At 59.4% G+C, this 26,004-nt stretch carries 22 protein-coding genes and 1 tRNA gene; 15 read left to right on the forward strand and 8 right to left on the reverse strand.

The window, feature by feature from the left end:
* Positions 1–27 precede the first annotated feature (27 nt).
* The 6 genes from GOW48_RS20680 (at position 28) to GOW48_RS20705 (ending at position 7,138) form a co-directional block, all read left to right on the forward strand.
* Positions 28–1,764 carry a heparinase II/III family protein gene (locus tag GOW48_RS20680; protein ID WP_170755988.1) on the forward strand — a complete coding sequence of 579 codons (1,737 nt, stop codon included), beginning with the start codon at positions 28–30 and terminating at the stop codon, positions 1,762–1,764.
* Between the two features lie 22 nt (positions 1,765–1,786).
* Complete coding sequence (gene purH, locus GOW48_RS20685) at positions 1,787–3,376, forward strand: bifunctional phosphoribosylaminoimidazolecarboxamide formyltransferase/IMP cyclohydrolase (RefSeq protein ID WP_170755989.1); 1,590 nt, start codon at positions 1,787–1,789, stop codon at positions 3,374–3,376.
* Entirely contained in the window at positions 3,376–3,846 is a 471-nt protein-coding gene (lspA, locus tag GOW48_RS20690; protein WP_170755990.1) for a signal peptidase II, read from the forward strand. The genes purH and lspA overlap by 1 nt, the downstream gene beginning before the upstream one ends.
* A gap of 49 nt (positions 3,847–3,895) precedes the next feature.
* Positions 3,896–4,414, forward strand: coding sequence for a DUF3035 domain-containing protein (locus GOW48_RS20695; RefSeq protein WP_170755991.1), 519 nt, complete (start codon positions 3,896–3,898; stop codon positions 4,412–4,414).
* A gap of 82 nt (positions 4,415–4,496) precedes the next feature.
* Positions 4,497–5,837 (forward strand): M16 family metallopeptidase, encoded by a 1,341-nt coding sequence (locus tag GOW48_RS20700; RefSeq protein ID WP_170755992.1) that lies wholly within the window; start codon positions 4,497–4,499, stop codon positions 5,835–5,837.
* Positions 5,834–7,138 (forward strand): M16 family metallopeptidase, encoded by a 1,305-nt coding sequence (locus GOW48_RS20705; RefSeq protein WP_170755993.1) that lies wholly within the window; start codon positions 5,834–5,836, stop codon positions 7,136–7,138. Before GOW48_RS20700 ends, GOW48_RS20705 begins: the two co-directional genes overlap by 4 nt.
* Before the next feature lie 5 nt (positions 7,139–7,143).
* On the opposite strand, the gene GOW48_RS20710 is transcribed toward GOW48_RS20705, so the two are convergent.
* From GOW48_RS20710 to deoC, 3 genes are all read right to left on the reverse strand, one after another.
* On the reverse strand, positions 7,144–7,875 hold the full coding sequence (locus GOW48_RS20710; protein ID WP_170755994.1) for a Crp/Fnr family transcriptional regulator: 732 nt from the start codon (positions 7,873–7,875) through the stop codon (positions 7,144–7,146).
* Between the two features lie 122 nt (positions 7,876–7,997).
* Positions 7,998–10,331, reverse strand: coding sequence for an aldehyde dehydrogenase family protein (locus tag GOW48_RS20715; RefSeq protein ID WP_170755995.1), 2,334 nt, complete (start codon positions 10,329–10,331; stop codon positions 7,998–8,000).
* 11 nt (positions 10,332–10,342) lie between these two features.
* Entirely contained in the window at positions 10,343–11,341 is a 999-nt protein-coding gene (gene deoC / locus GOW48_RS20720) for a deoxyribose-phosphate aldolase (RefSeq protein WP_170755996.1), read from the reverse strand.
* 198 nt (positions 11,342–11,539) lie between these two features.
* On the opposite strand from deoC, the gene GOW48_RS20725 reads away from it, so the two are divergent.
* The 6 genes from GOW48_RS20725 to GOW48_RS20750 all read left to right on the forward strand — a co-directional run bounded on the left by GOW48_RS20725 (position 11,540) and on the right by GOW48_RS20750 (position 18,850).
* Positions 11,540–12,493, forward strand: a complete 954-nt coding sequence (locus tag GOW48_RS20725) for a metal ABC transporter solute-binding protein, Zn/Mn family (RefSeq protein ID WP_170755997.1) — start codon at positions 11,540–11,542, stop codon at positions 12,491–12,493.
* A gap of 1 nt (position 12,494) precedes the next feature.
* Positions 12,495–13,301 (forward strand): metal ABC transporter ATP-binding protein, encoded by an 807-nt coding sequence (locus GOW48_RS20730; RefSeq protein ID WP_170755998.1) that lies wholly within the window; start codon positions 12,495–12,497, stop codon positions 13,299–13,301.
* A 3-nt stretch (positions 13,302–13,304) separates the two neighbouring features.
* A complete protein-coding gene (locus tag GOW48_RS20735) occupies positions 13,305–14,510 on the forward strand; it encodes a metal ABC transporter permease (protein ID WP_170755999.1) in 1,206 nt (401 codons plus the stop codon).
* Entirely contained in the window at positions 14,507–15,436 is a 930-nt protein-coding gene (locus GOW48_RS20740) for a metal ABC transporter permease (RefSeq protein WP_170756000.1), read from the forward strand. Before GOW48_RS20735 ends, GOW48_RS20740 begins: the two co-directional genes overlap by 4 nt.
* A gap of 281 nt (positions 15,437–15,717) precedes the next feature.
* Entirely contained in the window at positions 15,718–17,568 is a 1,851-nt protein-coding gene (gene mutL / locus GOW48_RS20745) for a DNA mismatch repair endonuclease MutL (protein WP_170756001.1), read from the forward strand.
* Positions 17,569–17,620: 52 nt separating this feature from the next.
* A complete protein-coding gene (locus GOW48_RS20750) occupies positions 17,621–18,850 on the forward strand; it encodes a DNA recombination protein RmuC (protein WP_170756002.1) in 1,230 nt (409 codons plus the stop codon).
* A 3-nt stretch (positions 18,851–18,853) separates the two neighbouring features.
* On the opposite strand, the gene GOW48_RS20755 is transcribed toward GOW48_RS20750, so the two are convergent.
* Genes GOW48_RS20755 through GOW48_RS20765 form a run of 3 tightly spaced genes read right to left on the reverse strand, consistent with a single transcriptional unit; the run spans position 18,854 to position 20,626 of the window.
* Positions 18,854–19,258, reverse strand: a complete 405-nt coding sequence (locus GOW48_RS20755) for a hypothetical protein (protein WP_234899431.1) — start codon at positions 19,256–19,258, stop codon at positions 18,854–18,856.
* 50 nt (positions 19,259–19,308) lie between these two features.
* On the reverse strand, positions 19,309–19,959 hold the full coding sequence (locus GOW48_RS20760; protein ID WP_170756004.1) for a ChrR family anti-sigma-E factor: 651 nt from the start codon (positions 19,957–19,959) through the stop codon (positions 19,309–19,311).
* A gap of 10 nt (positions 19,960–19,969) precedes the next feature.
* Complete coding sequence (locus GOW48_RS20765) at positions 19,970–20,626, reverse strand: sigma-70 family RNA polymerase sigma factor (RefSeq protein WP_170353969.1); 657 nt, start codon at positions 20,624–20,626, stop codon at positions 19,970–19,972.
* A gap of 147 nt (positions 20,627–20,773) precedes the next feature.
* On the opposite strand from GOW48_RS20765, the gene GOW48_RS20770 reads away from it, so the two are divergent.
* A complete protein-coding gene (locus tag GOW48_RS20770; protein ID WP_170756005.1) occupies positions 20,774–21,547 on the forward strand; it encodes a DUF1365 domain-containing protein in 774 nt (257 codons plus the stop codon).
* Positions 21,548–21,634: 87 nt separating this feature from the next.
* The gene (locus tag GOW48_RS20775; protein WP_170756006.1) at positions 21,635–21,952 is read left to right on the forward strand and encodes a DUF3775 domain-containing protein; all 318 of its coding nucleotides are present in this window, start codon (positions 21,635–21,637) and stop codon (positions 21,950–21,952) included.
* 136 nt (positions 21,953–22,088) lie between these two features.
* Here GOW48_RS20775 and GOW48_RS20780 read toward each other — a convergent pair whose 3' ends face one another.
* Both GOW48_RS20780 and GOW48_RS20785 read right to left on the reverse strand, forming a co-directional pair.
* A complete protein-coding gene (locus GOW48_RS20780; RefSeq protein WP_234899430.1) occupies positions 22,089–24,317 on the reverse strand; it encodes a CHASE2 domain-containing protein in 2,229 nt (742 codons plus the stop codon).
* A gap of 108 nt (positions 24,318–24,425) precedes the next feature.
* Positions 24,426–25,352: a FecR family protein gene (locus GOW48_RS20785; protein ID WP_234899429.1), complete on the reverse strand. Its 927-nt coding sequence runs from the start codon at positions 25,350–25,352 to the stop codon at positions 24,426–24,428.
* A gap of 471 nt (positions 25,353–25,823) precedes the next feature.
* Between GOW48_RS20785 and GOW48_RS20790 the strand changes: the two genes are divergently transcribed.
* A tRNA-Ser gene (locus GOW48_RS20790) sits at positions 25,824–25,913 on the forward strand.
* Positions 25,914–26,004: the final 91 nt, after the last annotated feature.

The raw sequence follows: 26,004 nt of genomic DNA on the forward strand, positions 1-26,004 counted from the left end.
AGCGCACAGGGCAGAGTAACGGGCGGCATGTCAAACAAGGATACCATGGCAAACCGGTGGACGCGGTTTCAAAACCGCCTCTACGCGCGGCTCAGTCAGCGGCGCAAACCCGTCAGTGGTTTTGTGGGTGAGCCCGAACCCCGGACGATTGGCGCGTTTGCCCGGGGTCGACAGCTGGTCGCCGGAAACCTTCTGTTTGCAGGTTTTCTGGTCGAGGCGCAGGATACCGAGCTATGGGATGTCACGGCCCCAAGTACCGGTTTCGACAATGAACGGCACGGGTTTGCATGGCTCGATGATCTGGCGGCCGTTGGCGACATGCGTGCTCGCGAGAAGGCGCAGCGCTGGGTCTGGGGTTGGATTGCGGCGCATGGGCGCGGTCACGGTCCCGGCTGGGCGCCTGATCTGACCGGGCGTCGTGTGATGCGCTGGGTCAACCACTCTGCCTTTCTGTTACGTGGTACGGATGAAAAACAGCGCCAGCAGTTTTTTCGAGCTTTGTCGCAGCAGACTTGGTTTCTGTCCAAGCGCTGGAAAGCCGCCACGCCGGGATTGCCGCGGTTCGAAGCTTTGGCGGGTTTGGTTCAGGCCGGTCTGGCGCTGGAGGGTCTTGAACATATGGCAGACCCGGCCCTGCGCGCTTTGGCGCGGGAATGTGACAGTCAGATTGACCCCAAGGGTGGTTTACTGACCCGCAATCCAGAAGAATTGCTTGAGGTTTTCACGTTGCTGGCCTGGACATCCGCAGCACTCAGCGAGCTAGGCAGGGGGACGCCCGGCGCACAGGCGGGTGCGATCAAGCGGATGGCCCCCACACTGCGCTGTCTGCGGCACTCGGACGGGGGGCTGGCGCGGTTTCACGGGGGCGGGCGCGGGCTGGAAGGACGTCTGGATCAGGCACTGGCGCAAAGTGGCGTGCGGCCACATCACGCCACTGGCCTGTCGATGGGCTACGCGCGCCTTTATGCAGCGCGAACCAGTGTAATCGTGGATGCCAGCGCGCCGCCCAAGGGGCCCGCGTCGTATAACGCGCATGCCTCAACCTTGGCTTTCGAACTGACCTCGGGCCGACGCCCCCTGATCGTGAATTGCGGATCAGGGGAAACCTTCGGCGCGGAATGGCGCCGGGCGGGACGGGCAACCCCGTCGCACTCAACCTTGTGCCTTGATGGCTATTCCAGCGCCCGCCTGACCAGCCCTGACCACCGAGGAGCCGAAGCCCTGGTCGATGCACCGGCTGATGTTCCGAACGAATTCGAAGAATCCTTTGAAGGTGCGAAGTTCATGGCCGGGCATGATGGCTATTCGAAAGTGTTCGGCCTGACCCACGCCCGTACGTTCGAACTGCGCTTTGACGGGCGCGAACTGGTTTGCGAGGATATTCTGCTGACGTCGGATGACCGTGCAAAACGGCAATTCGACAAGGCGATGAACGCCTCGAGCCTGCAGGGCATCGGATTCGATATTAGATTCCACCTGCATCCCGACGTTGATGCGGCGCTGGATTTGGGCGGCGCGGCGGTGTCGATGGCGCTCAAAAGCGGTGAGATCTGGGTGTTTCGCCATGACGGGGTGGCAAAACTGTCCGTCGAACCAAGCGTTTATCTTGAAAAAGGGCGTCTAAAGCCGCGCGCGACAAAACAGATCGTTCTATCTGGCCGCGCAATGGAGTATGCGACGCGCATTCGGTGGACGTTGAGCAAGGCACAGGATACAGCCTTTGCCGTGCGCGATGTGCACCGGGACGAGCCCGATTTCGACTGACGCCAAAAGGACCTTTGGACCCATGACCGACCTTCACCCCGTGCGCCGCGCGCTGCTTTCCGTATCCGATAAGACCGGATTGATCGATCTGGGCAAGGCGCTGGCCGAGCGCGGGGTCGAGTTGTTGTCAACCGGCGGCACCGCAAAGGCGCTGCGCGAGGCGGGGCTGGACGTGAAAGACGTCAGCGAGATCACCGGTTTTCCCGAAATGATGGACGGCCGGGTCAAGACCCTGCACCCGATGGTGCATGGCGGGCTGCTGGCGCTGCGTGACAACGACACCCATGTGGCCGCGATGACCGAGCACGGGATTGGCGCGATCGACCTGCTGGTGGTGAACCTCTACCCGTTCGAGGCGACCGTAGCCAAGGGTGCCGACTATGACGAATGTGTCGAGAATATCGACATTGGTGGCCCGGCGATGATCCGCGCGGCGGCCAAGAACCATGCCTTTGTGAATGTTGTCGTTGATGTCGAGGATTACGACAAACTGCTGGGCGATATGGATCAGCACAATGGCGCGACCTGCCCGAAATTCCGCCGAAAGCTGGCGCAAAAAGCCTACGCCCGCACCGCTGCTTATGACACCGCTGTGTCCAACTGGCTGGCCGATGCGCTGGAACTTGAAGCCCCCAAACGCCGCGCCTTTGCCGGTGAGTTGAAACAGACCCTGCGCTATGGTGAGAACAGTCACCAGACGGCGGCCTTCTACACCGATGGCTCGGGCCGCCCCGGCGTGGCCACGGCGGTGCAGCATCAGGGCAAGGAGCTGAGCTACAACAACATCAACGACACAGATGCAGCCTTTGAGTTGGTGGCTGAGTTCGACCCGGCGCAGGGTGCGGCCTGTGCGATTATCAAACATGCCAACCCCTGCGGCGTGGCGAAAGGTGCCACGCTGATCGAGGCCTACAAGGCTGCGTTCGACTGTGACCGTACCTCGGCCTTTGGTGGGATCGTGGCGCTGAACCAACCGCTGGATGCGGAAACCGCGCGGGAGATCACTGGCATCTTCACCGAGGTCGTGATTGCTCCGGGCGCGTCGGATGAGGCCAAGGCTATTTTCGCCGCCAAGAAGAACTTGCGCTTGCTGACGACCGAAGGCCTGCCGGATGTGACCGCAGGTGGCAAGACCGTCCGTCAGGTGGCTGGTGGCCTGCTTGTGCAGGACAAGGACAATGGTTTTGTTGGCATGGATGACCTGAAGGTCGTCACCAAAAAGGCTCCGACCGAAGATCAAATGCGCGATTTGCTGTTCGCGTGGAAAGTGGCGAAACATGTCAAGTCTAATGCCATCGTCTACGTCAAAGATGGCGCGACCGTAGGCGTCGGCGCAGGGCAAATGAGCCGCGTGGATTCGGCGCTGATTGCCGCCAAAAAAGCCGAACGTATGGCCGATGTGCTGGGGCTGCCGCAACCGCTTACCATCGGCTCGGCCGTGGCGTCTGACGCGTTCTTCCCCTTCCCCGACGGTCTGATGGAGGCGGCCGAAGCCGGTGCCACCTGTGTGATCCAGCCCGGTGGCTCGATGCGCGATGATGAAGTGATCGCAGCGGCGGACGAGGCCGGTCTGGCCATGGTTTTCACCGGTATGCGGCATTTCCGTCACTAATGCGCTATCGCTTGCTCCTTTTGGCTGCGCTTGCGGCGTTCGCGATCGACCAGATCAGCAAATATCTGGTCGTCCACGTCATGCGCGTGGCCGAGGGCGATATCGACGTTCTGCCGCCCTTGCTTGTGTTCAAATACGGCGAGAATCGGGGCATCAATTTCGGCCTGTTTCAGGGCAACAGCGACGCGGCGCGCTGGGTGCTGATCGGCGTGTCCGTTGCGATCTCGGTTGCTGTGTTGATCTGGCTGATGCGCTCTGCACCATCAAAGCTGATGCTGTTCTGCGGCGGTTTGCTGATCGGCGGAGCGCTGGGCAATGTTGTTGACCGTGTGCTTTATGGCTTTGTTCTCGATTTCTTGAACATGTCATGTTGCGGCATCAACAACCCATTTGTTTTCAACCTTGCCGACGTGTTCATTTTTGCGGGGGCCATAGGGCTGGTGCTGTTCGACAGCAAAAAGCCCTCGTGACGCGCTTGTCGATATGCGCTAAAACGCCCGAAACAGGCTGGAGACTCTGATGCGGTTGCCGCGTTCCATATTTGCCGTGACATTGGCTTTTGCGGTTGCAGGATGTGCCGATATCGGCCTGCGCCACCTTGAAGCGCCGGGGCCAGGGCCGGACGAGTTTTCCGTGCTGCCGGTGAAACCTCTGACGCAGCCCAAGGACTATCAGTTCCTGCCTGCTCCAACTCCGGGCGGTGGTAACCTGACCGACCCAACGCCAACAGCCGATGCGGTTGCGGCGCTTGGTGGCAATCCGGCAGCTCTGAATCCGAATACGGCGATTCCATCGACGGATGCCGCGTTGGTGACAGCCTCAAGCCGCTACGGTGTCCCGTCCAATACCCGTCAGGTGGTTGATACTGAGGATGCCGAGTTCCGTAGGAAGCAAGGCCGACTGACCCGTTTGCGTTTGTTCAAGATCGACCGCTATGAGCAGGTCTACCGGAAAGAGGCGCTGAACGCGGAACAACAGAACCAGGCGGCCCGTCGTGTAGGTATCGAAACGCCTTCGGCCCCTCCTTTGGATGAATAATCCTTAACTTTTCGTCATCGGCCTTGAACCTGCGCCGCACCACCGTAGTTTGAACCACAGCAAACTATACGGAGGATGCCCCATGGTTCGGGCCTTGGCATTGTCGGCTGCCCTGATCGCCGCCACCCCGGTCTTAGCCGAGGATGGGCAGGAGACGGTCACTACCTTCACGCTTGATAACGGCATGGATGTCGTGGTGGTTGAAGATCACCGCGCCCCTGTGGTGCAGCATATGGTCTGGTATCGAGCAGGGTCTGCGGATGAGCCGATTGGGTCGTCTGGTGTGGCGCATTTTCTGGAACATCTGTTGTTCAAAGGCACGGATACGCTTGCACCGGGTGAGTTCTCGGCCACGGTCGCAGCCAATGGCGGTAATGACAACGCTTTCACCTCCTACGACTATACAGCGTATTTCCAACGCGTGGCCTCGGACCGGCTAGAGCTTATGATGCGGATGGAATCCGACAGGATGCGCAATATCCGCCTGAGTGAGGAAGATATCCTTACCGAACGCGACGTGATCCTTGAAGAGCGTAATCAGCGCACAGAAAACAATCCGCGCGCCTTGTTCGGCGAGCAGATGAGCGCGGCGCAGTACCTCAACCATCGCTATGGTGTGCCGATCATCGGCTGGCGGCATGAGATGGAGACACTGGACATGCAGGATGCGCTGTCCTTCTACCAGACCCATTACGCCCCCAATAACGCCATTCTGGTCGTTACAGGAGACGTTGATCCCGATGACGTAAGAACCTTGGCCGAGAAATACTATGGCGTCATTCCGGCCAACCCGGATCTGCCCGAACGCATCAGGTCGCAAGAACCGCCTCAGACCGCAGCGCGGAGGCTGACCTATAAGGACCCGCGCGTCTCGCAACCCTATGTTCAGCGCAGCTATCTGGCGCAAGAGCGCGACGCGGGCGCGCAGGAAAAGGCTGCGGCGTTGTTCCTGCTGGCCGAGCTTTTGGGCGGGGGCAATACGTCATACCTGTCCGAAAAACTGCAGTTCGACCAGCAAAAGGCCGTCTTCAGCGGTGCGTTTTATCGCGGGATGTCGCTGGATAATACAACCTTTGATCTTCTGGTTGTCCCGGCGCAGGGCGTGTCTTTGCAAGAAGCCGAAGATGCGATGGATCGGGCTGTTGCGGATTTTATTGCCGAAGGTGTGAACGAGGACGACCTGGATCGCATCAAGATGCAGTTGCGGGCATCGCAGACCTATGCGCGTGACAACGTGGACGGAATCGGCAACCGCTATGGCCGTGCATTGACCAGCGGATTGACGGTCGAAGACGTTCAAGCTTGGCCCGATATTTTGCAGGCCGTTACCGGCGATGAGATCATCGCGGCCGCCCGCGAAGTCTTTCAACTCGAAACATCAGTCACCGGGTGGCTGATGCGCGACGATGAGGTGACACAATGAAACGGATCTTTGCCACTCTGATCGCTTTCATTATCGCTTTGCCAGCCTGGGCCGAGATCGAAATTCAGGAAGTCACGTCGCCCGGGGGTATTACCGCCTGGCTGGTCGAGGATCATTCGATTCCCTTCACCGCGATCGAGTTGCGGTTTCGTGGCGGCACCTCGCTAGATGATCCGGACAAACGCGGCGCAGTATACCTAATGGCGGGCCTGATCGAAGAAGGCGCGGGCGATATGGACTCGCGCACCTATGCCCGCGAGTTGGAGTCTCTGGCCGCCTCTTTCCGGTATAACGCAACTGACGACCAGGTATCGGTGTCGGCGCAGTTTCTGACCGAAAATCGCGACGAGGTGGTCGATCTGCTGCGCGTTACTTTGCATGAGCCGCGCTTTGATCAGGACGCTGTGGACCGCGTGCGGGCGCAGGTTCTGTCTGGGCTGCGCTCGGATCAAACCGATCCCAATGACATTGCCGGTCGCAACTTTGCCCGCATGGCCTATGGTGATCATCCCTATGGGTCCGAGGGCAAAGGTACCATCGACAGCGTCACCACCCTGACGCGGGACGATATTGTCACGGCTTACGAAAATGTGTTCGCCAAGGACCGCATGTATGTTGGCGCAGTTGGCGACATCACGGCCGAGGAACTGGGCGTGCTGCTGGATAAGCTGTTGGCCGACCTGCCCGCAAGCGGCAAACCGATACCGGGCCGTGCTCAGGTGACCATTCCCGGTGGTGTAAGCGTGGTCGAATTCGACACTCCGCAATCGGTGGCATTGTTTGGCCATGAGGGGATCGACCGTGATGATCCCGACTTCTTTGCGGCCTTTGTTCTGAACCACATCTTGGGCGGGGGTGGTTTTGAAAGCCGCCTGATGCATGAGGTGCGTGAAAAACGGGGCCTTACCTATGGTGTCAGCACCTATCTGGTGCCCAAGGATCTGGCCTCGGTTTATCTGGGATCCGTGTCTTCGGCCAATGATCGTATTGCCGAGGCCGTCAAAGTCATTCGTGACGAATGGGCCCGCGCGGCAGACGAAGGTGTGACGCAGACGGAATTGGATGAAGCAAAGACCTATCTGACCGGTGCCTACCCGTTGCGCTTTGACGGAAACAGCCAGATCGCGTCGATCATGGTTGGGATGCAGATGGAAGACCTGCCGATCGACTATATCGCGACACGCAACGATCAGGTGAACGCCGTTACGTTGGAGGATGTGAACCGCGTTGCATCCGAGCTGTTGGATCCAGAAGGGTTGCATTTCACCATTGTCGGCAAACCCGAAGATCTGGACGGTTGATCCGGTTAGGCAGCGGCGGGTCTTTTCTGGGCCAGTAACGTATGCTTGTTGCTGCTCAGCAGCTTTTGCCGCGCATGTCTGAAATGCGCGGCCTTTAGCGCATCATCAATATGTCTGTTTCGTTTGAGCAAGCGCGTCAGCTTGATGTTGTCGAAGACCAGGCATCTGGTCGGTTCGGTTGCGATGACGGTGGCAGTTGCGGGCAGGCCAAGGCCGAAGGTCAGCTCTCCGAGTATTTCATCCGATCCGCAGCAGTTGATCACCTGACCGTCTTTCAGGATCGTGGTTCGACCGGTCAATACAAATCCCAGAAAATCGGTGGTCTTGCCTTCTTCGATCAGGATATCCCCGGTTGGGAACTCTTTCACGGTGGCCGTGTTCAGCAACCTGCGGGCCTGATGGGGTTTTAACGATTCCAGATGTAGTGCGATGAATTGGCGCTCGTCCTCCGAGAACCGCACCAAGTGCCGGGACAAGTAGCCTCGCAATAGACCAAGGACCGAGATCAGAATATATGCCATCTGGATGATCGAACCCGCCAGATTGAATTCTTCAGCCATACTGATCAGGACGCAACTGGCGGCGATAATGGTCAGGACGGGGTAAAGGATTCCTGTTCCCCTGATGACACCCATCTGCAGCATGAAGTAGTTCAGAATGTACAGTCCGGCGCCGCAGACGCCTACCAACGTGACAATCTGTAAAGAGGTTGAGAAATCAATCGGTAAACTCAGCATGAAAAAAGGCCCATTCTGGATTAGAATGGACCTTACGTTGGGTCAGGCAAGCGGCTTTGTCTGTGACCCCATTCACAAAATGTCTGCACATGAGCGGGCTTTCGCCTGCGTCCTGTGTTGCTTTACTCGCCGTAAGGCACCCAGATGTTCTTGACCTCGGTCGCGGCCTGCAAAAAACGGCGTGTGTGGTCGATGCTCCAGTCGGTTGTCGCGCCGTTATTGACCCATGTACGTTTCAGGTTCCCTGCAGATACAACCTCAATCTCTTTGGACAGGTCAGTGGACGAGAACGTCCAGACCGCATCCACGTTCATGTGTGAGGCAAGTGGTTTCGCCAGCTCCGCGTGACTGCCGGTCAGGATGTTGACCACCCCTGCGGGTACATCCGAGGTTTCAAGGATCTGATAGAAATCCGTTGCAGCCAGTGGATAGGGTTCGGAGGCCGCCAGCACCACCCGGTTGCCCATCGCAATTGCGGGGGCCATGGCCGAGATCAGGCCCAGCAAAGGTGCCTCATCCGCGCACAGTGCCCCGATCACGCCAACAGGTTCCTTCATCGCAAGGGCAACACCCCGGATCGGTACGCCATGGACCTGACCGTCATATTTGTCGGCCCAGGCCGCGGCGCTGAACAGGCGCTGGATTGATTCCTCAACCTCGGCCGCGCCGGTTTTGCCACCGGTCATGGTGTCGATCCGGGTGGCGAACTCATCCGCGCGGGCCGAGAGGTTTTCGCCGATGTAGTACAAGATCTGCGCCCGCAGATGGCCGGTGGTCTTGGACCAGCCTTTCGCGCCCGCCGCGGCTTCTACCGCGTTGCGCACGTCCTTGCGGTTCGCCAGACCCACATGGCCCAGCAGGCCGGATTTACCCCAGACGGGTTTCGAATAGCCTCCGTCCGGTCGCGCTTGCTTTCCACCCACATACATCTTGGCGGTGCGATCAATAGGATCAACCGGCGCGCCTTGGCCCATTGCAGCCTCGACCTTTGCCAGCGGCTTGGTCTTGCCTTTGGGCTTGGTATAGGCGGCCAGCCCTTCCCAGCCGCCTTCACGGCCAAAGCCGCTTTCGCGCACTCCGCCGAACCCGGCAGCGGCGTCAAACAGGTTGGTGGCATTTACCCAGACCACGCCCGCAACCAGCTTGGGCGCGATATCCAGCGCGAGGTTCACATTCTCGGTCCACACGGTCGCGGCCAGCCCGTAACGGGTGTTATTGGCCAGTTCGACCGCCTCAGTGGGCGTGCGGAAGGTCGAGGAGACCAGAACCGGGCCAAAAATCTCCTCTTGCATCAGCGGATCGGATGTCTCCAGACCCGAGATCAGCGTGGGCGGATAATAGCAGCCGTTCTCGGGCAGCGCGCAGGCCGCCTGATAAACCTCACCTGCGGTGTTGCTGTCGACCATGCCTTTGATCGTCTGCAACTGGATCGGGTCCACAACCGCGCCCACGTCGATGCACTTGTCCAGAGGATCACCGATGCGCAAGCCGTCCATCCGCGCGCGCAGCTTGGCGTGGAAACGGTCGGCAATGCCTTCCTGCACTAACAGGCGCGAGCCCGCACAGCAGACCTGACCCTGATTGAACCAGATCGCATCGACTAGCCCTTCGATGGCGCTGTCGATATCGGCATCGTCGAACACTATATAGGCGGATTTACCGCCCAGCTCCAACGTCAGTTCCTTGCGGGATCCAGCAGTCGCCTCGCGGATGCGTCGCCCAACGGTGGTTGAGCCGGTGAAGGCAATCTTGTCCACGTCGGCGTTGACGATCATCTCACCCACCGCGCCGTCGCCGGTGACGATATTGACTACGCCCTTGGGCAAACCGGCTTGCGTGCAGATGTCAGCAAACAGCAGCGCAGTCAGCGAAGTGTACTCGGCAGGTTTCAGAACCACCGTGTTCCCCATCGCCAGCGCGGGCGCGATCTTCCACGCCAGCATCAGCAGCGGGAAGTTCCACGGGATGATCTGCCCGCAAACGCCCAAAGCCTGCGCGTCGGGCAACTCGCTTTCCATCAGCTGCGCCATGCCAGCGTGGTAATAGAAATGCCGCTGGGCCAGAGGGATGTCGATGTCGCGCGATTCACGGATCGGTTTGCCGTTGTCGAGGCTTTCTAGCACCGCGAACAAACGCGAATGCTTCTGCAGCAGGCGCGCAATGGCATAGAGATACCGCGCCCGTCCCGCGCCTCCCAGCTTCTCCCACTTGGGTTGCGCTTTGCGGGCTGCGGCCACTGCGGCGTCCACGTCGGCCTGTTTGGCTTGGGTCAGCTTGGCTAGCACTTCTCCGGTCGCCGGGTTGCGGCTGTCAAACCCTTTACCGGGTTTGGTGAAGGCCCCGTCGATATAGTGGCCGAATTTGTCACCCTGATCGACCAGCCAAGCCAGCGCCTCGGCTGCGCTTTCGGGGGCTGGGCCGTAATCCATGGTTTCGAAAATCTCTTTGACTGTCATTGTTCTTTTCCTCAGCCCATGGAGTGACGGTAGCCAGCCGAGTACGCCCCGGTGGCATAATGTTCCAACTGCCGCTCGATATCGCCCAGCAGCGACGACGCCCCGAACCGGAACAGGTCCGGCTTCAGCCAGCGATCGCCCAACTCGTCCTTGATCAGCGACAGATAGACCAGCGCGTCCTTTGCTTTGGAAATCCCACCAGCCGGTTTGTAGCCGACGCGGTATCCTGTGCGGTCATAGTAATCCCGGATCGCGCGGATCATCACCAGCGAGACGGGCAGGGTGGCGTTGACGCTTTCCTTGCCGGTCGAGGTCTTGATGAAATCCGCCCCCGCCATCATGCACACGACCGAGGCGCGGGCTACATTTCGTAGGCTGCCCAGCTCTCCGGTCGCCAGAATGGCTTTGACATGGGCATCGCCACAGGCGGCGCGGAACGCCTTCATCTCGTCATACAACGCCTGCCAGTCGCCCGACAGCACGTGACGGCGCGAGATCACGATATCGATTTCCTCGGCCCCGGCCTTCACGCTTTCTTCAATCTCGGCTACGCGCAGATGGAAAGGCGACAAGCCCGCCGGGAACCCGGTCGAGACAGCCGCCACGGGAATCCCCGTGCCTTTCAGCGCGGTCACGGCAGGTTCAATCATGTCGTGATACACGCACACGGCCCCGGTGGTGATCGGCGGCATATCCATTGCCTGCAGCAGCGCGGGCGCAACGGGCTGGCGCGCCTTGGCGCACAGGCGGCGCACGCGGCCCGCCGTGTCATCGCCCGACAACGTGGTCAGGTCGATCATCGTGATCGCCTTCAGCAGCCAAGCGGCCTGATAGTCTTTCTTTACCGAACGACGACCGGGCAGGGTGGCGGCACGGCGTTCAATGGCCGAGGTGTTGGCCTGCACGGCGCGCACCCAGTCCAGATCCAGATCCATGCCCGGATTGCGGGGTTCGGTCACTTGCGGCAGATGCGCGGTGCGCACGGCGCTGTCAGGGCTCTGCGTTTCCATTCTCACATCCTTTGGGAGGTTTGCGCCAAAATCGCACGGGTTGCGCCCAAATGAAAGGCAAACCGGCAATTCAACGACAACTTTTTGTCCATTTGGTCAAAAATAAATACTTTGTTGCGAATAATTCGCAATAGCATTGACTAAGTTGCGAATGGTTCTCATATTAATGGTCGTGGGGATATCAGATCGGGGTCTGACATGATTCGTCGTAACTTTCTTGCTGCGTTGGCTTTGGCTGTCGCTTTGCCAATTTCGGCCAATGCCGAAACGCCACTGAAAGTGGTTGCGACAACCGGTATGATTGCCGACGCCGTGCGCCAGGTCGGTGGCGATCAGGTCGAGGTCAAGGGCCTGATGGGCCCCGGCGTCGATCCGCACGCCTATCGCCAGACCCGCAGCGACATCGTCGCCATGACCCGCGCGGACCTGACCCTGTGGCACGGCTTGTATCTTGAGGCGCAGATGGAGGATTTCTTTCACGATCTGTCCCGCAAGCGCAACGTGGTGGCAGTGGCCGAAGGGATCGACACGTCCAAGCTGCGCGCCCATGATGATTACGCCGACAAATTCGACCCGCATGTCTGGATGAACCCGGCCCTGTGGCGCGACGTGGTGGTTCAGGTGCAAAATGCGCTGACCGACACCCGCCCCGAAGCAGCCGAGATTTTCGCGGCCAATGCGCAGGCCCATCTGGCCGAGATCACCCAGTTGGAAGCCTATGGGAAACAGATGCTGGCCGCCGTCCCAAAGGACAATCGCATTCTGGTGACGGCCCACGACGCATTTGGCTATTTCGGTGCGGAATACGGCTATGAGGTGTTGGGCATTCAGGGCATCTCGACCCAGTCCGAGGCCGGTCTGAACCGGATCGGCGAACTGGTCGATACGCTGGTTGATCAGCAATTGACAGCGGTGTTCGTGGAAAGCTCGGTCTCGGATCGGTCCATGCGCGCGCTGATCGAGGGTGCCGCGGCCAAGGGGCATCAGGTGGATGTGGGCGGAGAGCTGTATTCCGACGCCATGGGCGAGCCGGGCACCTATGAAGGCACCTATATCGGAATGCTGGATCACAATATCACTGTCATTGCCAGCGCGCTGGGTGCGGATGCACCGGCACTGGGCATGAATGGCAAATTGTCGGCGGGGTTCTGAGATGACACTTGAACTGGCCGCAAATCACGGAGTTTCGGTTCAGGAAAACGGGCTGGGCAGTAGCCCTCTGGCCATTCGCGGGCTGACCGTGTCCTACGGCCAGAAACCCGCGGTGTTCTCAGTGGATATTACCGTGCAGCCTGGCGCTATGACCGCGATTATCGGGCCGAACGGCGCTGGCAAGTCGACTCTGTTGAAGGCTGCGTTGGGGATTGTGCCCGCGCTGTCGGGCCAGGTGACGGTTTACGGCGACGCGCTTGAGAAACAGCGCGCTCGCATCGCCTATGTCCCGCAGCGCGCCAGCGTGGATTGGGATTTCCCGACCCGCGTGATCGACGTGGTGCTGATGGGCCTCTCGCGCGAGTTGGGTCTGCTGGGCCGCATTCGGGGTCGTCATCGCGCGCGCGCGATGGATTGCCTGAACCGTGTCGGTATGCGTGATTTCGTGGACCGTCAGATCGGTCAGCTTTCGGGCGGTCAGCAACAACGTGTCTTTCTGGCCCGCGCTTTGGCGCAAGGGGCTGATCTGTATCTGCTGGACGAACCTTTTGCCGGGGTCGATGCGGCCACCGAAAAGGCCATTATCGCGGTGCTGAAAGCGCTGAAAGAGGCCGGGAAGACCGTGGTTGTCGTGCATCACGATCTGGCCACCGTCACTGACTATTTCGACCATGTCTTCCTGATCAACACCAGCAAAGTGGCCGAGGGCCCGGTAGAGCAGGCTTTCACCGCCGAGACCCTGCAAGCCGCCTATGGGGGCCGTCTGGCGACTGCCCAGATCGACCAGATCTCGCGCGCGCTGGGATAATCCATGTTTTGGGACGCCTTGACCCTTCAGCTGGGCTATAACGCCTCGCTGGTCGCCATCGGGGCTGCGCTGCTGGGCGTGTCGGCGGGGGTGACGGGCACGTTCCTGTTTCTGCGCAAACGGGCGCTGGTCAGCGACGCGATCAGCCATGCAACGCTGCCCGGTGTGTGTCTGGCCTTCATGTTGCTGGTCGCCTTTGGCGGCGACGGACGTAATCTTCTGGGACTGCTGGCTGGTTCGGCCCTGTCGGCTTGGGTCGGCTTGCTATGCATGAACTGGCTGACCCACCACACGCGACTGGCCGAGGATGCCGCGATCGGTGCGGTTCTGTCGGTGTTCTTTGGCTTTGGCATAGTGCTGCTGACCGTCATCCAGACCATGGGCGTGGGTCGTCAGGCGGGGCTTGAAGGGTTCCTGCTGGGCTCGACCGCCGGGATGCTCTGGGCCGATGCGCTGGTAATCGCGCTGGGCGGGGCGGCCACGCTGGTGCTGGTAATGATCCTGCGCCGGCCCATGACCATGGTGGCCTTTGACCCCGAATATGCCGCCGCCCGGGGGCTGCCGGTGCATCGCATCGACCTTGCGATGATGGGGCTGGTGATGGCCGTCACGGTGGTGGGGCTGAAAATCGTCGGCCTGATCCTGATCGTGGCGCTGCTGATCATTCCCGCTGTCACGGCGCGGTTCTGGACCGAACGGTCCGACCGCGTGGTGCTGCTTGCCGGGATTGCCGGAGGGGTATCGGGCTATGTGGGCGCGGCGCTGTCGGCCTCGGCCCCTAACCTGCCGACGGGTCCGATCATCGTGCTGGTAAGCTTTGCCCTGTTTGCCCTGTCGCTGCTGCTGGCCCCGGTGCGCGGCGTTCTGGCCGCCGTGCTGCGCCATTTGCGGTTTCAGCGCCGGGTGCATATCCGTCAGGGCCTGCTGGCGCTGGCGCAGGGGCAGAAGATTTACGAGCCTCTGACCCTGCGTCTGTTGAAGCGCGCCGGTCTGGCCCGCGCCGATGGTGTCGCGACCGAGGCTGGGAAGGCCCGCGCCGCCAAGGCCCTGCGGGATGAAAAACGTTGGGAAATTGTCCGCGCGGATCAGGCGCATGAGGCAACAGCGGCGCTGTACCACGGGTTGCGTGATATCGAGACTGTCCTGACCCGAGACCAGATCGCTGAAATCGACCGTCAGATCGGCGGCCCACAGGGGGTGATGGCATGAGCGGTGAAGAGTTTGTCCCCCTGTCCCTTACGCCCTTGCTGATTGGCACATTCGCGGCGATTGCCTGCGCGTTGCCGGGTAATTTTCTGGTGCTGCGTAAACAGGCGTTGATCGGCGATGCGATCAGCCATGTGGTGCTACCGGGGATTGTCGTGGCCTTTATCCTGACCGGAGCAATATCCACATGGCCCATGATGCTGGGTGCGGCGGGGGCCGCAGTGGTCGCCGTGGTAATGATCGAAGCGATCCGGAGACTGGGCCAGATCGAACCCGGTGCCGCGATGGGTGTGGTCTTTACCACCATGTTCGCCGCCGGGGTGCTGTTGCTGGAACAGACCGATACTTCGACCGTGCATCTGGACGTGGAACATGCGCTCTATGGCAATCTGGAAAGCCTGATCTGGCTGGATGCGGTGGGGTGGTCCTCGTTGCTGGATCTGACGGCTTTGGCGGGGCTGCCGCCCGAACTGCCGCGCATTGCTGCGACCTTGCTGGGCGTGACGCTGTTCATCTGGTTGTTCTGGCGACCGTTGAAGATCTCCACCTTCGACGAAGGGTTCGCCCGCACCATCGGCATTCGCACTGGTTCGTTGGGCTTTGCGCTTGTGATTGTCGCCGCCATTGCAGCTGTCGCTGCCTTTGACGCGGTAGGGTCGATCATCGTGATCGCCATGTTCATCTGCCCCCCCGCCGCCGCGCGGATGATGACCAACCGGCTGGAAACCCAGATCGGCTGGAGCGTTGTCTTTGCCGTGGTATCTGCGGTATTGGGTTATGTTCTAGCCGGGTATGGCCCGTTGTGGCTGGGCGGCGCGGATGCGGTCAGTGCGGCAGGCATGATCGCCACCGTGTCGGGCCTGATCCTGGCCTGCGCTGCGCTTTGGGGGCCATGCAAGACCCGCGCCGGAACACCGAAAGTCTCTTGACACGGCATGTTCTTGCCACTTCTGCCCGCGTGCAGTCGGCTGAATTCTGCTCAGATTGCACGCCATCCAGAGTTAATGAGGGCCCATAGTTCATTCGTGCTAAGTGCACTTAATTACTTTCTGAATGACCACCACTCACTATCGATCGTTCGGACAATCGCGACCTTGTTTGCTGGCTGCAAAACCCGGCCCCGGCGCGATTGTTCGAACGCCCCCTCTTGGAAAAATTGTGCGTTCAAACCAGTGGCAGAATCGTGTGTGCTTATGCTAGGTCTGGTGGTATGGCGCAGGCACACCCCAATATCAGCGATATCCGTCCCGTAATACGACAGTTGGACGATGCTGCGATCAACCGTATCGCGGCAGGCGAAGTGGTCGAACGTCCGGCCTCAGCGGTCAAGGAACTGGTGGAAAACGCCATTGATGCAGGGGCCAGCCGGATCGCCATCGATATTGCCGATGGGGGTAAGACGCTGATTCGCGTCACCGATGATGGTTGCGGGATCGCGGCCGATGATCTGCCACTGGCGCTGTCGCGCCATGCGACCTCGAAAATCGACGGGTCAGACCTGCTGAACATTCATACCTTTGGCTTCCGGGGCGAGGCGCTGCCCTCATTGGGCGCGGTGGGTCGGTTGACCATCACCAGTCGCGTGGCCGGGGCTGAGGCAGCGCAGATCAACGTCTCGGGCGGCAAGATGGAGGCGGTCAAGCCCGCCGCCCTGCGCGCGGGCACGGTGGTTGAGCTGCGCGATCTGTTCTTTGCCACGCCCGCAAGGCTGAAATTCATGCGTACCGACCGGGCCGAGGCGCAGGCGATCAGCGACACGGTCAAACGTCTGGCCATGGCCGAGCCCGCGATCACCTTCACCCTGCGCGATGTCTCGGGCGGGGGCGAGGGGCGTGTGACCTTCCGCGCCGACCGCGAGAATGGCGATCTGTTCGATGCGTTGCACGCCCGTCTGGCCCGCGTGATCGGGCGCGAGTTTGCCGAGAACGCCCTGCAGATCGACGCCACGCGTGAGGGGATCAGGCTGTACGGATACGCCGCCCTCCCGACCTATTCGCGCGGCGCGGCGGTGGCGCAGTACCTGTTCGTCAATGGCCGCCCGGTGCGGGACAAGATGCTGACCGGAGCGCTGCGGGCGGCCTATTTCGATTTCCTCAGCCGGGATCGCCATCCGGCGGCGGCGCTGTTCATCGACTGCGACCCAACGCTGGTGGATGTAAACGTGCATCCTGCGAAATCCGAGGTCCGGTTCCGCGATCCCGGCGTGGCGCGCGGGCTGATCGTCTCGGCCCTGCGACACGTGTTGGCCGAGGCCGGGCATCGGGCATCTTCGACCGTGGCAAACGCGACCTTGGGCGCGATGCGGCCTGAACCGGCACAGCCTGTGCCCACGCGGGTCTATCAGATGGACCGGCCGTCGCTGGCAGCCCGGCAGGCATCCTACCAGGCGCAGGCGCCGGGCTTTGCGGAACTGTCGCAGGATTACAGCGGTAGCATCGTGGAGCCCGCACCCGTCGTCGCGGAAGAACCCCCGGCGCAGGATCTGCCGCTGGGCGCAGCGCGCGGGCAGGTGCATGAGAACTACATCATCGCCCAAACCGCCGATGGAATGGTGATCGTCGATCAGCACGCCGCGCATGAGCGGCTGGTCTATGAGAAACTCAAACGCCAGATGGCGGAAAACGGCGTCGCCGCGCAGGCGCTGCTGATCCCCGAGATCGTCGAACTGTCTGACGGCGACTGCGCCCGTCTGATGGCCGTGGCTGACGACCTGACACGCCTTGGCCTGACGCTGGAGCCGTTTGGCGGCGGCGCCATCGCCGTGCGCGAAACCCCCGCCATTCTGGGTGAGGTCGATGCCCGCGCGATGATCCTGGATATCCTCGATGAACTGGCCGATCAGGGCGAAAGCCAGACGGTTCAGGCGCGGATTGAGGCGATCCTCAGCCGGGTGGCCTGTCATGGCTCGGTCCGGTCGGGCCGCCGGATGCGAGCCGAGGAAATGAACGCCCTGCTGCGCGAGATGGAGGCAACGCCTCATTCCGGACAGTGCAACCACGGGCGGCCAACTTATGTGGAACTGAAACTGTCCGATATCGAACGGTTGTTCGGGCGCAATTGATCCCGCGCGCGCCGCGCGCTAAGTAGAATAAAACAAGAACAACCGAGGCAACATGATCGAGATTGCTGGCACCCAAATCGCCCTAAACGACCCCGCGATTCTGATCGGAGGCGGGGTGGTGGCGCTGATCCTTTTACTGCTGTTTCTGTCGCTTCGCGCGGCGCAGCAATCAGCCCGCATGGCTGAACCTCTGGCGCGGCAGATGGCGCACCTGGGCCAGCACGTGCAGCAATTGGGACAGGGGCAGGAGCAACTGCGCGGCGGGTTGCAGCATGTGTCGGACACGCAGGCCAACGCGCAGGTGCAGGTGATCCAGACGGTTGAATCGCGCCTGTCCTCGGTCCAGCAGCAAATGAATGACCGGCTGGCGGACAATGCGATGAAATCCGCGCGTGCTTTGGCCGAGATGCAGGAGAGGATGAAGGAATCGCTGCATGGCTCGTCGAAACAGACCGCGACCTCGCTGACCCAGCTGCAGGAGCGCCTCGCCGCCATTGACAAGGCGCAGGACAATATCACCAAACTGTCGGGTGATGTGCTGTCGCTGCAGGATATCCTGTCGAACAAGCAGACGCGCGGCGCGTTTGGGGAAATTCAGCTGAATGATATCGTGTCCAAGGCGCTGCCCTCGGACAGTTTCCGACTGCAAGCGACCTTGTCGAACGGGCGGCGCGCCGATTGCCTGATAAACCTGCCGAACCCACCGGGCCCCATCGTGATCGACAGCAAATTTCCGCTGGAGGCCTATGAGGCGCTGATCGGATCGGCCAACGATGCCGAGCTGAAGGCAGCGGTGCAGATGTTCCGCAGCACAGTTCGCAAGCATATCAACGACATTGCCGAGAAATACATTCTGGATGGCGAAACCGCCGATGGCGCGCTGATGTTCCTGCCGTCCGAGGCGGTCTATGCCGAGCTGCACGCCAAGTTCCCCGAATTGGTGCAGGAGAGTTTCAGCAAGCGCGTCTGGATCGTGTCGCCTACCACCTGCATGGCGACGCTGAACACCATGCGCGCGATCCTGAAAGACGCGCGGATGCGCGAGCAAGCGGGTGCCATTCGCAAGGAATTGGGGATGCTACACAAGGATGTGGAGCGTCTTGGCGACCGGGTGTCCAATCTGGACCGCCACTTTGGACAGGCGGCCAAGGACATCTCGGAAATCAAGATCAGCGCCGAAAAGGCTGGCCGCCGGGCGCAGCGGCTGGACAATTTCGATTTCGAGGAACTGGCCCCGGACGATCACTCCAATGTGGTACCGCTGGGCAAGACAGAAGGTTAGCCGCTACTGGATCGACAGGTCCAGATTGTAACCGACCGTCTTGCCGGTATCGCGATCATTGCCCATCAGGTAAACGCGGATCGTGTAATCTCCGCTTTGGGGCAGGGCGATACGCGCGGTGTTGCCGTCGATCGAACCGATATAGATCGCCTCACCCTCGCTGCCCGGTGGCAGGATGTTGAAATAGATCACGCCGTTGCCATTGGTATCGCTGACCTTCAGATCGGCGAAAATCTCTTGACCGGCCTGAGCGCCCAGCTTGTAGTCGAAATACTCGTCCCCGGTGATGGTGCCGTTGACCATCGTGCCGTAATTGCCGGGTTGGAATTTGACCTCGGCGACGCGTTGGGCCGAGGCCGAAGTGGCCAGACCCAGGATTGCTGCGATAAAGATCAGGCGTTTCATCATGCACTATCCTCCGACGAATGACGGCAGCTTAGCACAACGTGTCTCTGCCGTCAGATTCGTAGAAAAGGCTGGAACAGGCGCGGCATCAGCTTGTTGAACTTCAACGGTGCGTCGGTCACGGCCAGACAGATGCAATCCTCGGACATATCGGCCGTGGGCGTGTGATGCAGGTCCTCGTCTGCGATTTCCACATCGCCGCGGGCGAAATGGTCGACCTCATCCGAAAACGCCCCTTGCAAGACCATTGTCAGCTCCATCCCGTTGTGGCTGTGGTCCGGTACGGCGGCCCCAGCGGGGATAAACAGCAATCGCGCGGTTGCTTCACTAGTAGTCGGCAGGATAGCCTGTTTCACACCCATGCCGATTGAGCGCCACTTGATCGCCTCAACATTTCCGCCCACGTAATCCTGCAACGGAGCAGGCAGGACCGAACATCCCGGTTGGGCTGGTTTTGCAATCGGTGCACCTTGCGCAATCAACGCCATAGTTGCCGCAAGCGATCCGTCGCTCATCCGAGCGGCGCTTTCCTGATCTTCCAGGACACAGCCCCCGACGGCATCAAAGCTTTCGGCCCGCGCGCGGCAGTGGTCGCACAGAGACAGATGCGTAGCGACCATGAGGTCGAACGCTTCGGGCAGATTGCCTGCGGCGTAAGCCATCAGCAGGTCATCCGTCAGGTGATGTTTTATGTTTTTGCTCATCGTCGTTGTCTCAATTCATCGAATGGCGCAAGCGGTCCAACGCCAACCTAATTCGCGATTTGATCGTGCCCAGTGGTAATCCGGTTTGCGAGGCAATTTCTCGGTGGCTCAGGTCACCGAAATAGGCCTTTTCGATCAATTCTCTTTGCGCCTCTGGCAACGCGGTCATCGCGTCGCGCAGCTGCGCGGTTTCCTGTTGCAGCGCCATAATGTCGTGCTGGTCCGGCTCGGCCTCGGGTCCCCATCCCAGATCTTCGGGCTCGGGGCGGCGTTGCTTGCGCAGCACGTCAATGCGCTTGTTCCGAGCAATCGTGAACACCCAAGTGGCCACCGTTGCGCGGGCCGGATCGAATAGATGCGCCTTGTGCCACAAGGTCGCCATCACCTCTTGCGCACATTCCTCTGCCAGGGTCACGTCCGACCCCGACTTTATCAGGAACGCTTTGACCCGAGGCGCAAAATGCTGGAACAGCTCGGCAAATGCCGCCTGATCCTGCGCGTCGCGGATACGGGCAACATGGTTAACCCATTCCGTTCTGGTCTCGCAATTGCCGTCTGCGTGGTTCACCGGTCGTCCTTTTACTCGTTGTTTCCCGCGCGGGGGCATTACAACGGGCTTTTCAGCCACCGGTTCACCCAAGCTCGCGGTATCGATCTCGGTAAACATACTCTTTTTACGCGGGCTGTCCCAACTTGGATCACTAAGCACGAAAATTTTAATCCAAACGAGCTGTCTTGTCGTAGTATCCCTATGAATTGGCCGCAAAAAATAAGCGCTGTTTGATCAAATCGCGGGCAGAATGGAAAATGTGGAATGAATCGGATAGACCATATTGCAGGGCAAACCTATCATGGGCGTAAAGGGGCCATCGAAAACGCATTTCGCTATTCGGTCGACTACATCCTGTTTGACCCCGAGAAAAAGGCCGCAACGCCGCGTCTGTTTTCCTTGAACGGCGCAAACATTACGAACTGGAGAGATAGGGACCACGGTGGTGCGCCAGGTAAGGGGCGCGGCGCGGCTTGGTTGCGCGAACAGTTCGATGCGCTGGGCGTTATGCAACCGGCGCACATCATGCTGCTGACGCAACCCCGTGTTCTGGGCCATGTGTTTAATCCGGTCAGCTTCTGGTTCTGTTTTGACGATTGCGACAACCTTTACTCAGTGGTGGCTGAGGTAACGAACACTTATGGCACGCGGCACAGCTACCTGTGCCACAATGCCAATTTCGCGCCCATCCAACCCACCGATCGCATCGTGGCAGACAAGCTGATGCATGTATCGCCATTTCAAAAGATCGAAGGCTTTTACACGTTTCGATTTGACTGCCGCGCCGACCGGGTCGGTGTTTGGATTGACTATGGGCGCAAGTCGGGGGGGCTGATTGCCACTCTTACCGGCCCAAGGGCGCCCTTGACCGATCGCGCGATCCTCTGGTCTTTGGTGCGACGTCCGTTTGGGGCGCGGCGTGCCTTCACTTTGATCGTGTGGCAAGCGCTGAAACTGAAATTAAAAAAGGCCCAGTTTCGTCCTTTCCGCACCGCACCCGTTCCGGATCATCCAATTTCTCGGATACGCAAGTCATAACCCGCCGCTGTTTGCGTAAGATCAAAGACTCAACCCTTTGAGAATGGTTCTGGTAGTAAGTAAGCCGCGAACACGAGGAGTTGGGACATGTTGGAAATCTCGGCAAGAAAAATAGCTCAGGTCGCCATGATGGGGCGTGAACTGGACCGGGCCGAGGGCGAATTGCGCGCTTTTATTGGCCGGATGAGCGAAGACGAGCAGGCCGAACTGGTTGCCGTCATGTGGATCGGACGTGAAAGCTTTTTCGCGGATGATCTGGCGGAAGCGATCGCGACCGCCAAGTCCGAGGCGTCGACTCCTTGCGCGGACTACTTGATTGGTACACCGCACCTGTCTGACCATTTAGAAAACGGTTTGGACGCCTTGGGCATTTCGGCTGAAGACGTCGAAAACGATCTGATGTAAGGTCGTGCGCTCCGTAGGCGATCCGCAGCGGGGTCGAAAGACCCGACGCACGCCCAGAAATATGGCCTGGCCAATTCTTTTAGTGGTCGACAGTACTTGCCGAGTCAGTACGCCTAGGTCGCCAATCGAAGAACGTTCAGGCCCTGACCTCACGGGCACGATGACTGAACATTGCCTGACCTGATTGAACGTCTGTCCGGAAATCCGCCACTCGACCGGGAAGCGAGCGATAGAACTGACGCAAGCCGGGCTCGATTTCGACCGCGATGGCCAAACAATGCCCGCACAACTGCTCGATCCTATCGTACGGCTGCCGGTCTCGGATTGCGGAAATAAGTTCGTTATGTGCCTCTGAAAGCCGTTCAAACGACGCGCTGTTCAGCACGGTGTTGTCTCCGATAAGAACGAACACCGCTTCGAGATCCGTTTTGCCTTTCAGATCGACAAATCCGGCTTCAAGCATTGCCATATCCTGATGCGCTGCGTTGTAGACTGAGTGTGAGACAAGGATGTCGTAATCGACATGGCGACAGCTTTGTTCAATGCGGGCCGCCACATTCACTACATCACCGATGACGGTATAGTTGAACCGGCTGCGTGATCCGATATTGCCGACGCAGGCGTGTCCTGTGGCGCATCCCGTGGCAAGGGCAATCGGTGGTCGGTCCTGCATCACCTTCGACGCGTTGAACGCAATCAGAGCTTTGCGCATCAACAATGCCGCGTGCGCAGCGCGACAGGGGTGGTCTTCTACCGGCAAAGGCGCATTCCAAAACGCCATAACTGCATCGCCTATGAATTTGTCGATTGTACCTCTTTCATGCAAGATCTGGTCGCCCACCTGCGAGAAAAGCTCGTTCAGCAAGGTCACCAGTTCGGTTGCGGAGACAGATTCAGAGAGTGGAGTAAATCCCCGTATGTCCGAGAACATGACCGTGATCTCCTGCGTCTCGCCGCCTAGTTTCAAACGGTGGCCGGACTGCTCCATTTCGTCGAGGATTTCCGGCGCTACGTAATGTGAAAAAACCTTGCGGATTTCGTGCTTCTCACGCTCGGTTGAGACAAAGAGATACCCCGCCAACAAGCCGAAATTGGCCATTCCCCCAGCCAGAGGGAACGTCACATCAAACAAGATCAGCTGATTTTGAAAAGCAAGCCAACTTGTGCCGATGACCACAGCAGCGGCTAAACCCCCAGCAACAAATGATGCAACTGCCCCAAAGCTGGACATGACAGCGATCACGATCAGGCCGAGCAACACGAAAGACAGCAGCTCCAGCGCAGCGGTTACATCTGACCGGCTCAGCATTTCGCCGGTCAGGATCTGTTCCAGCAGTTGTGCGTGGATGGAAACGCCGGGGACGGACTCGCCAAGTGGTGTCTGGTGCATGTCGAACAAACCTGCTGCAGATGTGCCAATCAAAATGATCCGGCCTTCGATTTCAGCTTGCAGCGCTTGGTCATCAGGACTTGTCATTACGTCATTGGCCGACAGGTAGAGCTCGGGTTGGTCGCGCCTGTATCTGATCCAGACCTCGCCGTTTTCAGTGGTCGGCAACCGAAAATCACCAAGCTCCACCGCAAGCATGATGCCCTCTTCATCGGATGATCCCTCGGCCAGCACAAAGGGTGCGCCGATTGCCACCCTGAGTGCTTCGATGCCAAGGCCGGGAAGTGGACCGCTGGGGCCGTTCCAAAGAACCGGAACGCGCCTTACAACGCCCGTTCCCCCAAGGGGTGAGACATTCACACCGCCAATGCCAGCAGCGCTGCGCCCCAGAGGCGGCGCAATTGGCGTCCAGAACGGGACAGAGACCAGCCCGGATGCCGGTTGTTCACCGACTTCAATAATGCCTGCCTTGGGTGTAATTTTGGCACCTTCCTGCGAGACCCGGGCAGCAGTTCCCAAGACAACGGGCCAATTCGCTACTTCCAGACCGAACAGAACGTCGTAGTCCATCTTCTGTGCATGGTGTTCGACCGTCAGAACGCCCGCCAAGGCAGGGTCGTTTAGTAACCGCGCAGGCGAGTACCTGTCGGGCTCGACAAACAACATATCAAAAGCGATTGCCGCAGCGCCGCTTTCGCCAAGGTTTTGCACCATCTGGGCCAATAGCGTTCGGGGCCATGGCCATTGGCCCCAGACCGCCAGGGTTTCTTCGTCAATGTCCAGAACGCGGATCGGCAAGTCCGGGTTGTATTCGCGCGGTGAAACACGTTGCAGCAGGTCGAAATAAATCAAACGGCTCATGCGAATGGGATAAGGGTCAATGACCCTGATGAAGCAACCGATCAGTATCAAACCCAGCCCGACCAGGCGAAAACCGCGCCGCCGTCCCGTTTTTTCTCTGTATTTCCCGGTCAAGTGTGCCTCCGATAACATCGGGCGAGGGTTGCCCGGTTTGGGTTATCAGCTCGCTGACGCGTCTGCGTGCGCGGGCACGTCACTGTGCCGTAGAAAGGGCGCATGTACTCAAGCGTCGCCCCTGTCTCGCTTACCTTTCCCGCGACCTTGACCTTTCCCGTGCCCTGGCCCCTTGCCCTGTCCGGGGTTGTTAACCCCACCAGATGGCCCGCCCCGACCCGCTGGGTTAGAACCATCAGCCTGACCCGACCTGCTTTTTGGGTCCGAAGGCTCCGGTGCTGGCGGCTCCGGTGCAGGTGGTTCGGGTGCAGGCGGCTCCGGTGCCGGCGGTTCGGGTGCCGGTGGTTCGGGTGCCGGCGGTTCGGGTGCCGGTGGTTCCGGCGCAGGTGGCTCAGGGGCGGCGGGGGGGTCAGCTGCCGGTGGGTCTGCACGGGGGGCAGCAGTGATTTTTGCTTGCTGCCGGATGCGTCGCGGTGTCGGTGCGTCGGACTTAATAGGTGGCAATGGAACGGATTCAGCTGCGCAGCCACCAATCCCGACTTTAAGCGGGCTTAGTAGTTCGTCTTGAGACTGGACGAAGGGAAAGCCGGTCTTCAGCGCCAACTCGTATTGTTCCTGATCTATAGGTCGACCAACATTGCCGCGCTGAGTGGTCGCGAACAGACTGCACTGTCGCCCAGTGGAGCGGCATGTACCGCCGAGGCCACACATTCGAACAGTGCCATCCAAAACCAGCATTGCGCTTTGCGTTCCGGGAACAACCCACATGTCGAACGTTGTGCCCCGAACGGCCATGGTGGCTGTCGGGGTTTGGATGGAATATGCCCTTTTCTTACTTTTCCCCGAGATGAAGCGAAAACTACCGCCCAATGCCTGAACCGCAAAGGACTTTGCTTTTTGCTTGCCGCGCAACATGGTCACATCAAGTACCATGCTGGCGTTCGGTCCGATCGCTATTTTGGTTTCATCGACAAATATCAATTGAACCAATCCATTTTGGTCGGTTGTTATGGCGTCGCCAGACTCGACCTCCATACCGGACCGTAAGGGCTGTGATTCTCCGCTTCTGACGATTTGTGCGCCTTGTTTGACGCCGACAACTTTTCCTATGTTGGCCCAGACTTGCACAGGTACAAGCAATAATATAGACAACACAACGCAAAATACTTTTAACCAGGCCAAGCTTATATACCCCCAACAGCTTAGAAATGGGCTGAACGCCCACTGCCCGGTTTTGCCCCCATTAAATTTAGTCTTATCGGTTTCTTAAATATGTATAAGCAAATATGCCTTAAACCATGTCCTGTTGGCAAGTTTTCTGACTCGCCCTGCTTCCACACCCCACTCGGCGTCATGTGTTGGAACGGTTTTTCGGCGCGCACCTACGCCAACTAGGTGTGTCTTTTAGGAATTCTGATGTCACCTTCGGGTCGTAAGTTAGAAAAATAACAGCAGCTGGGAAAATCGCCTTGTAACTGGTCGCCGGGCAGGGATATACCGGCCAACGGAGACGTGGCCGAGTGGTCGAAGGCGCTCCCCTGCTAAGGGAGTAGGCGGGAAACCGTCTCGAGGGTTCGAATCCCTTCGTCTCCGCCATCAAACTCAATTTAATTATTTTAAATTAATATATTAGTAGTATATATATTATATTCATCCCCCATTTTATCCTCCATTGTTAATTTGAGTG

The sequence above is a fragment of the Ruegeria lacuscaerulensis genome, from assembly GCF_013033355.1.
Taxonomy (GTDB): domain Bacteria; phylum Pseudomonadota; class Alphaproteobacteria; order Rhodobacterales; family Rhodobacteraceae; genus Ruegeria; species Ruegeria lacuscaerulensis_A.

Excerpts from the sequence above, each read along its gene's own strand:
- GOW48_RS20680 (WP_170755988.1), top strand. The coding sequence starts at position 28 with ATGTCAAACAAGGATACCATGGCAAACCGGTGGACGCGGTTTCAAAAC.
- purH (WP_170755989.1), top strand. The coding sequence starts at position 1,787 with ATGACCGACCTTCACCCCGTGCGCCGCGCGCTGCTTTCCGTATCCGAT.
- lspA (WP_170755990.1), top strand. The coding sequence starts at position 3,376 with ATGCGCTATCGCTTGCTCCTTTTGGCTGCGCTTGCGGCGTTCGCGATC.
- GOW48_RS20695 (WP_170755991.1), top strand. The coding sequence starts at position 3,896 with ATGCGGTTGCCGCGTTCCATATTTGCCGTGACATTGGCTTTTGCGGTT.
- GOW48_RS20700 (WP_170755992.1), top strand. The coding sequence starts at position 4,497 with ATGGTTCGGGCCTTGGCATTGTCGGCTGCCCTGATCGCCGCCACCCCG.
- GOW48_RS20705 (WP_170755993.1), top strand. The coding sequence starts at position 5,834 with ATGAAACGGATCTTTGCCACTCTGATCGCTTTCATTATCGCTTTGCCA.
- GOW48_RS20710 (WP_170755994.1), bottom strand. The coding sequence starts at position 7,875 with ATGCTGAGTTTACCGATTGATTTCTCAACCTCTTTACAGATTGTCACG.
- GOW48_RS20715 (WP_170755995.1), bottom strand. The coding sequence starts at position 10,331 with ATGACAGTCAAAGAGATTTTCGAAACCATGGATTACGGCCCAGCCCCC.
- deoC (WP_170755996.1), bottom strand. The coding sequence starts at position 11,341 with ATGGAAACGCAGAGCCCTGACAGCGCCGTGCGCACCGCGCATCTGCCG.
- GOW48_RS20725 (WP_170755997.1), top strand. The coding sequence starts at position 11,540 with ATGATTCGTCGTAACTTTCTTGCTGCGTTGGCTTTGGCTGTCGCTTTG.
- GOW48_RS20730 (WP_170755998.1), top strand. The coding sequence starts at position 12,495 with ATGACACTTGAACTGGCCGCAAATCACGGAGTTTCGGTTCAGGAAAAC.
- GOW48_RS20735 (WP_170755999.1), top strand. The coding sequence starts at position 13,305 with ATGTTTTGGGACGCCTTGACCCTTCAGCTGGGCTATAACGCCTCGCTG.
- GOW48_RS20740 (WP_170756000.1), top strand. The coding sequence starts at position 14,507 with ATGAGCGGTGAAGAGTTTGTCCCCCTGTCCCTTACGCCCTTGCTGATT.
- mutL (WP_170756001.1), top strand. The coding sequence starts at position 15,718 with ATGGCGCAGGCACACCCCAATATCAGCGATATCCGTCCCGTAATACGA.
- GOW48_RS20750 (WP_170756002.1), top strand. The coding sequence starts at position 17,621 with ATGATCGAGATTGCTGGCACCCAAATCGCCCTAAACGACCCCGCGATT.
- GOW48_RS20755 (WP_234899431.1), bottom strand. The coding sequence starts at position 19,258 with ATGATGAAACGCCTGATCTTTATCGCAGCAATCCTGGGTCTGGCCACT.
- GOW48_RS20760 (WP_170756004.1), bottom strand. The coding sequence starts at position 19,959 with ATGAGCAAAAACATAAAACATCACCTGACGGATGACCTGCTGATGGCT.
- GOW48_RS20765 (WP_170353969.1), bottom strand. The coding sequence starts at position 20,626 with ATGTTTACCGAGATCGATACCGCGAGCTTGGGTGAACCGGTGGCTGAA.
- GOW48_RS20770 (WP_170756005.1), top strand. The coding sequence starts at position 20,774 with ATGAATCGGATAGACCATATTGCAGGGCAAACCTATCATGGGCGTAAA.
- GOW48_RS20775 (WP_170756006.1), top strand. The coding sequence starts at position 21,635 with ATGTTGGAAATCTCGGCAAGAAAAATAGCTCAGGTCGCCATGATGGGG.
- GOW48_RS20785 (WP_234899429.1), bottom strand. The coding sequence starts at position 25,352 with ATGGAGGTCGAGTCTGGCGACGCCATAACAACCGACCAAAATGGATTG.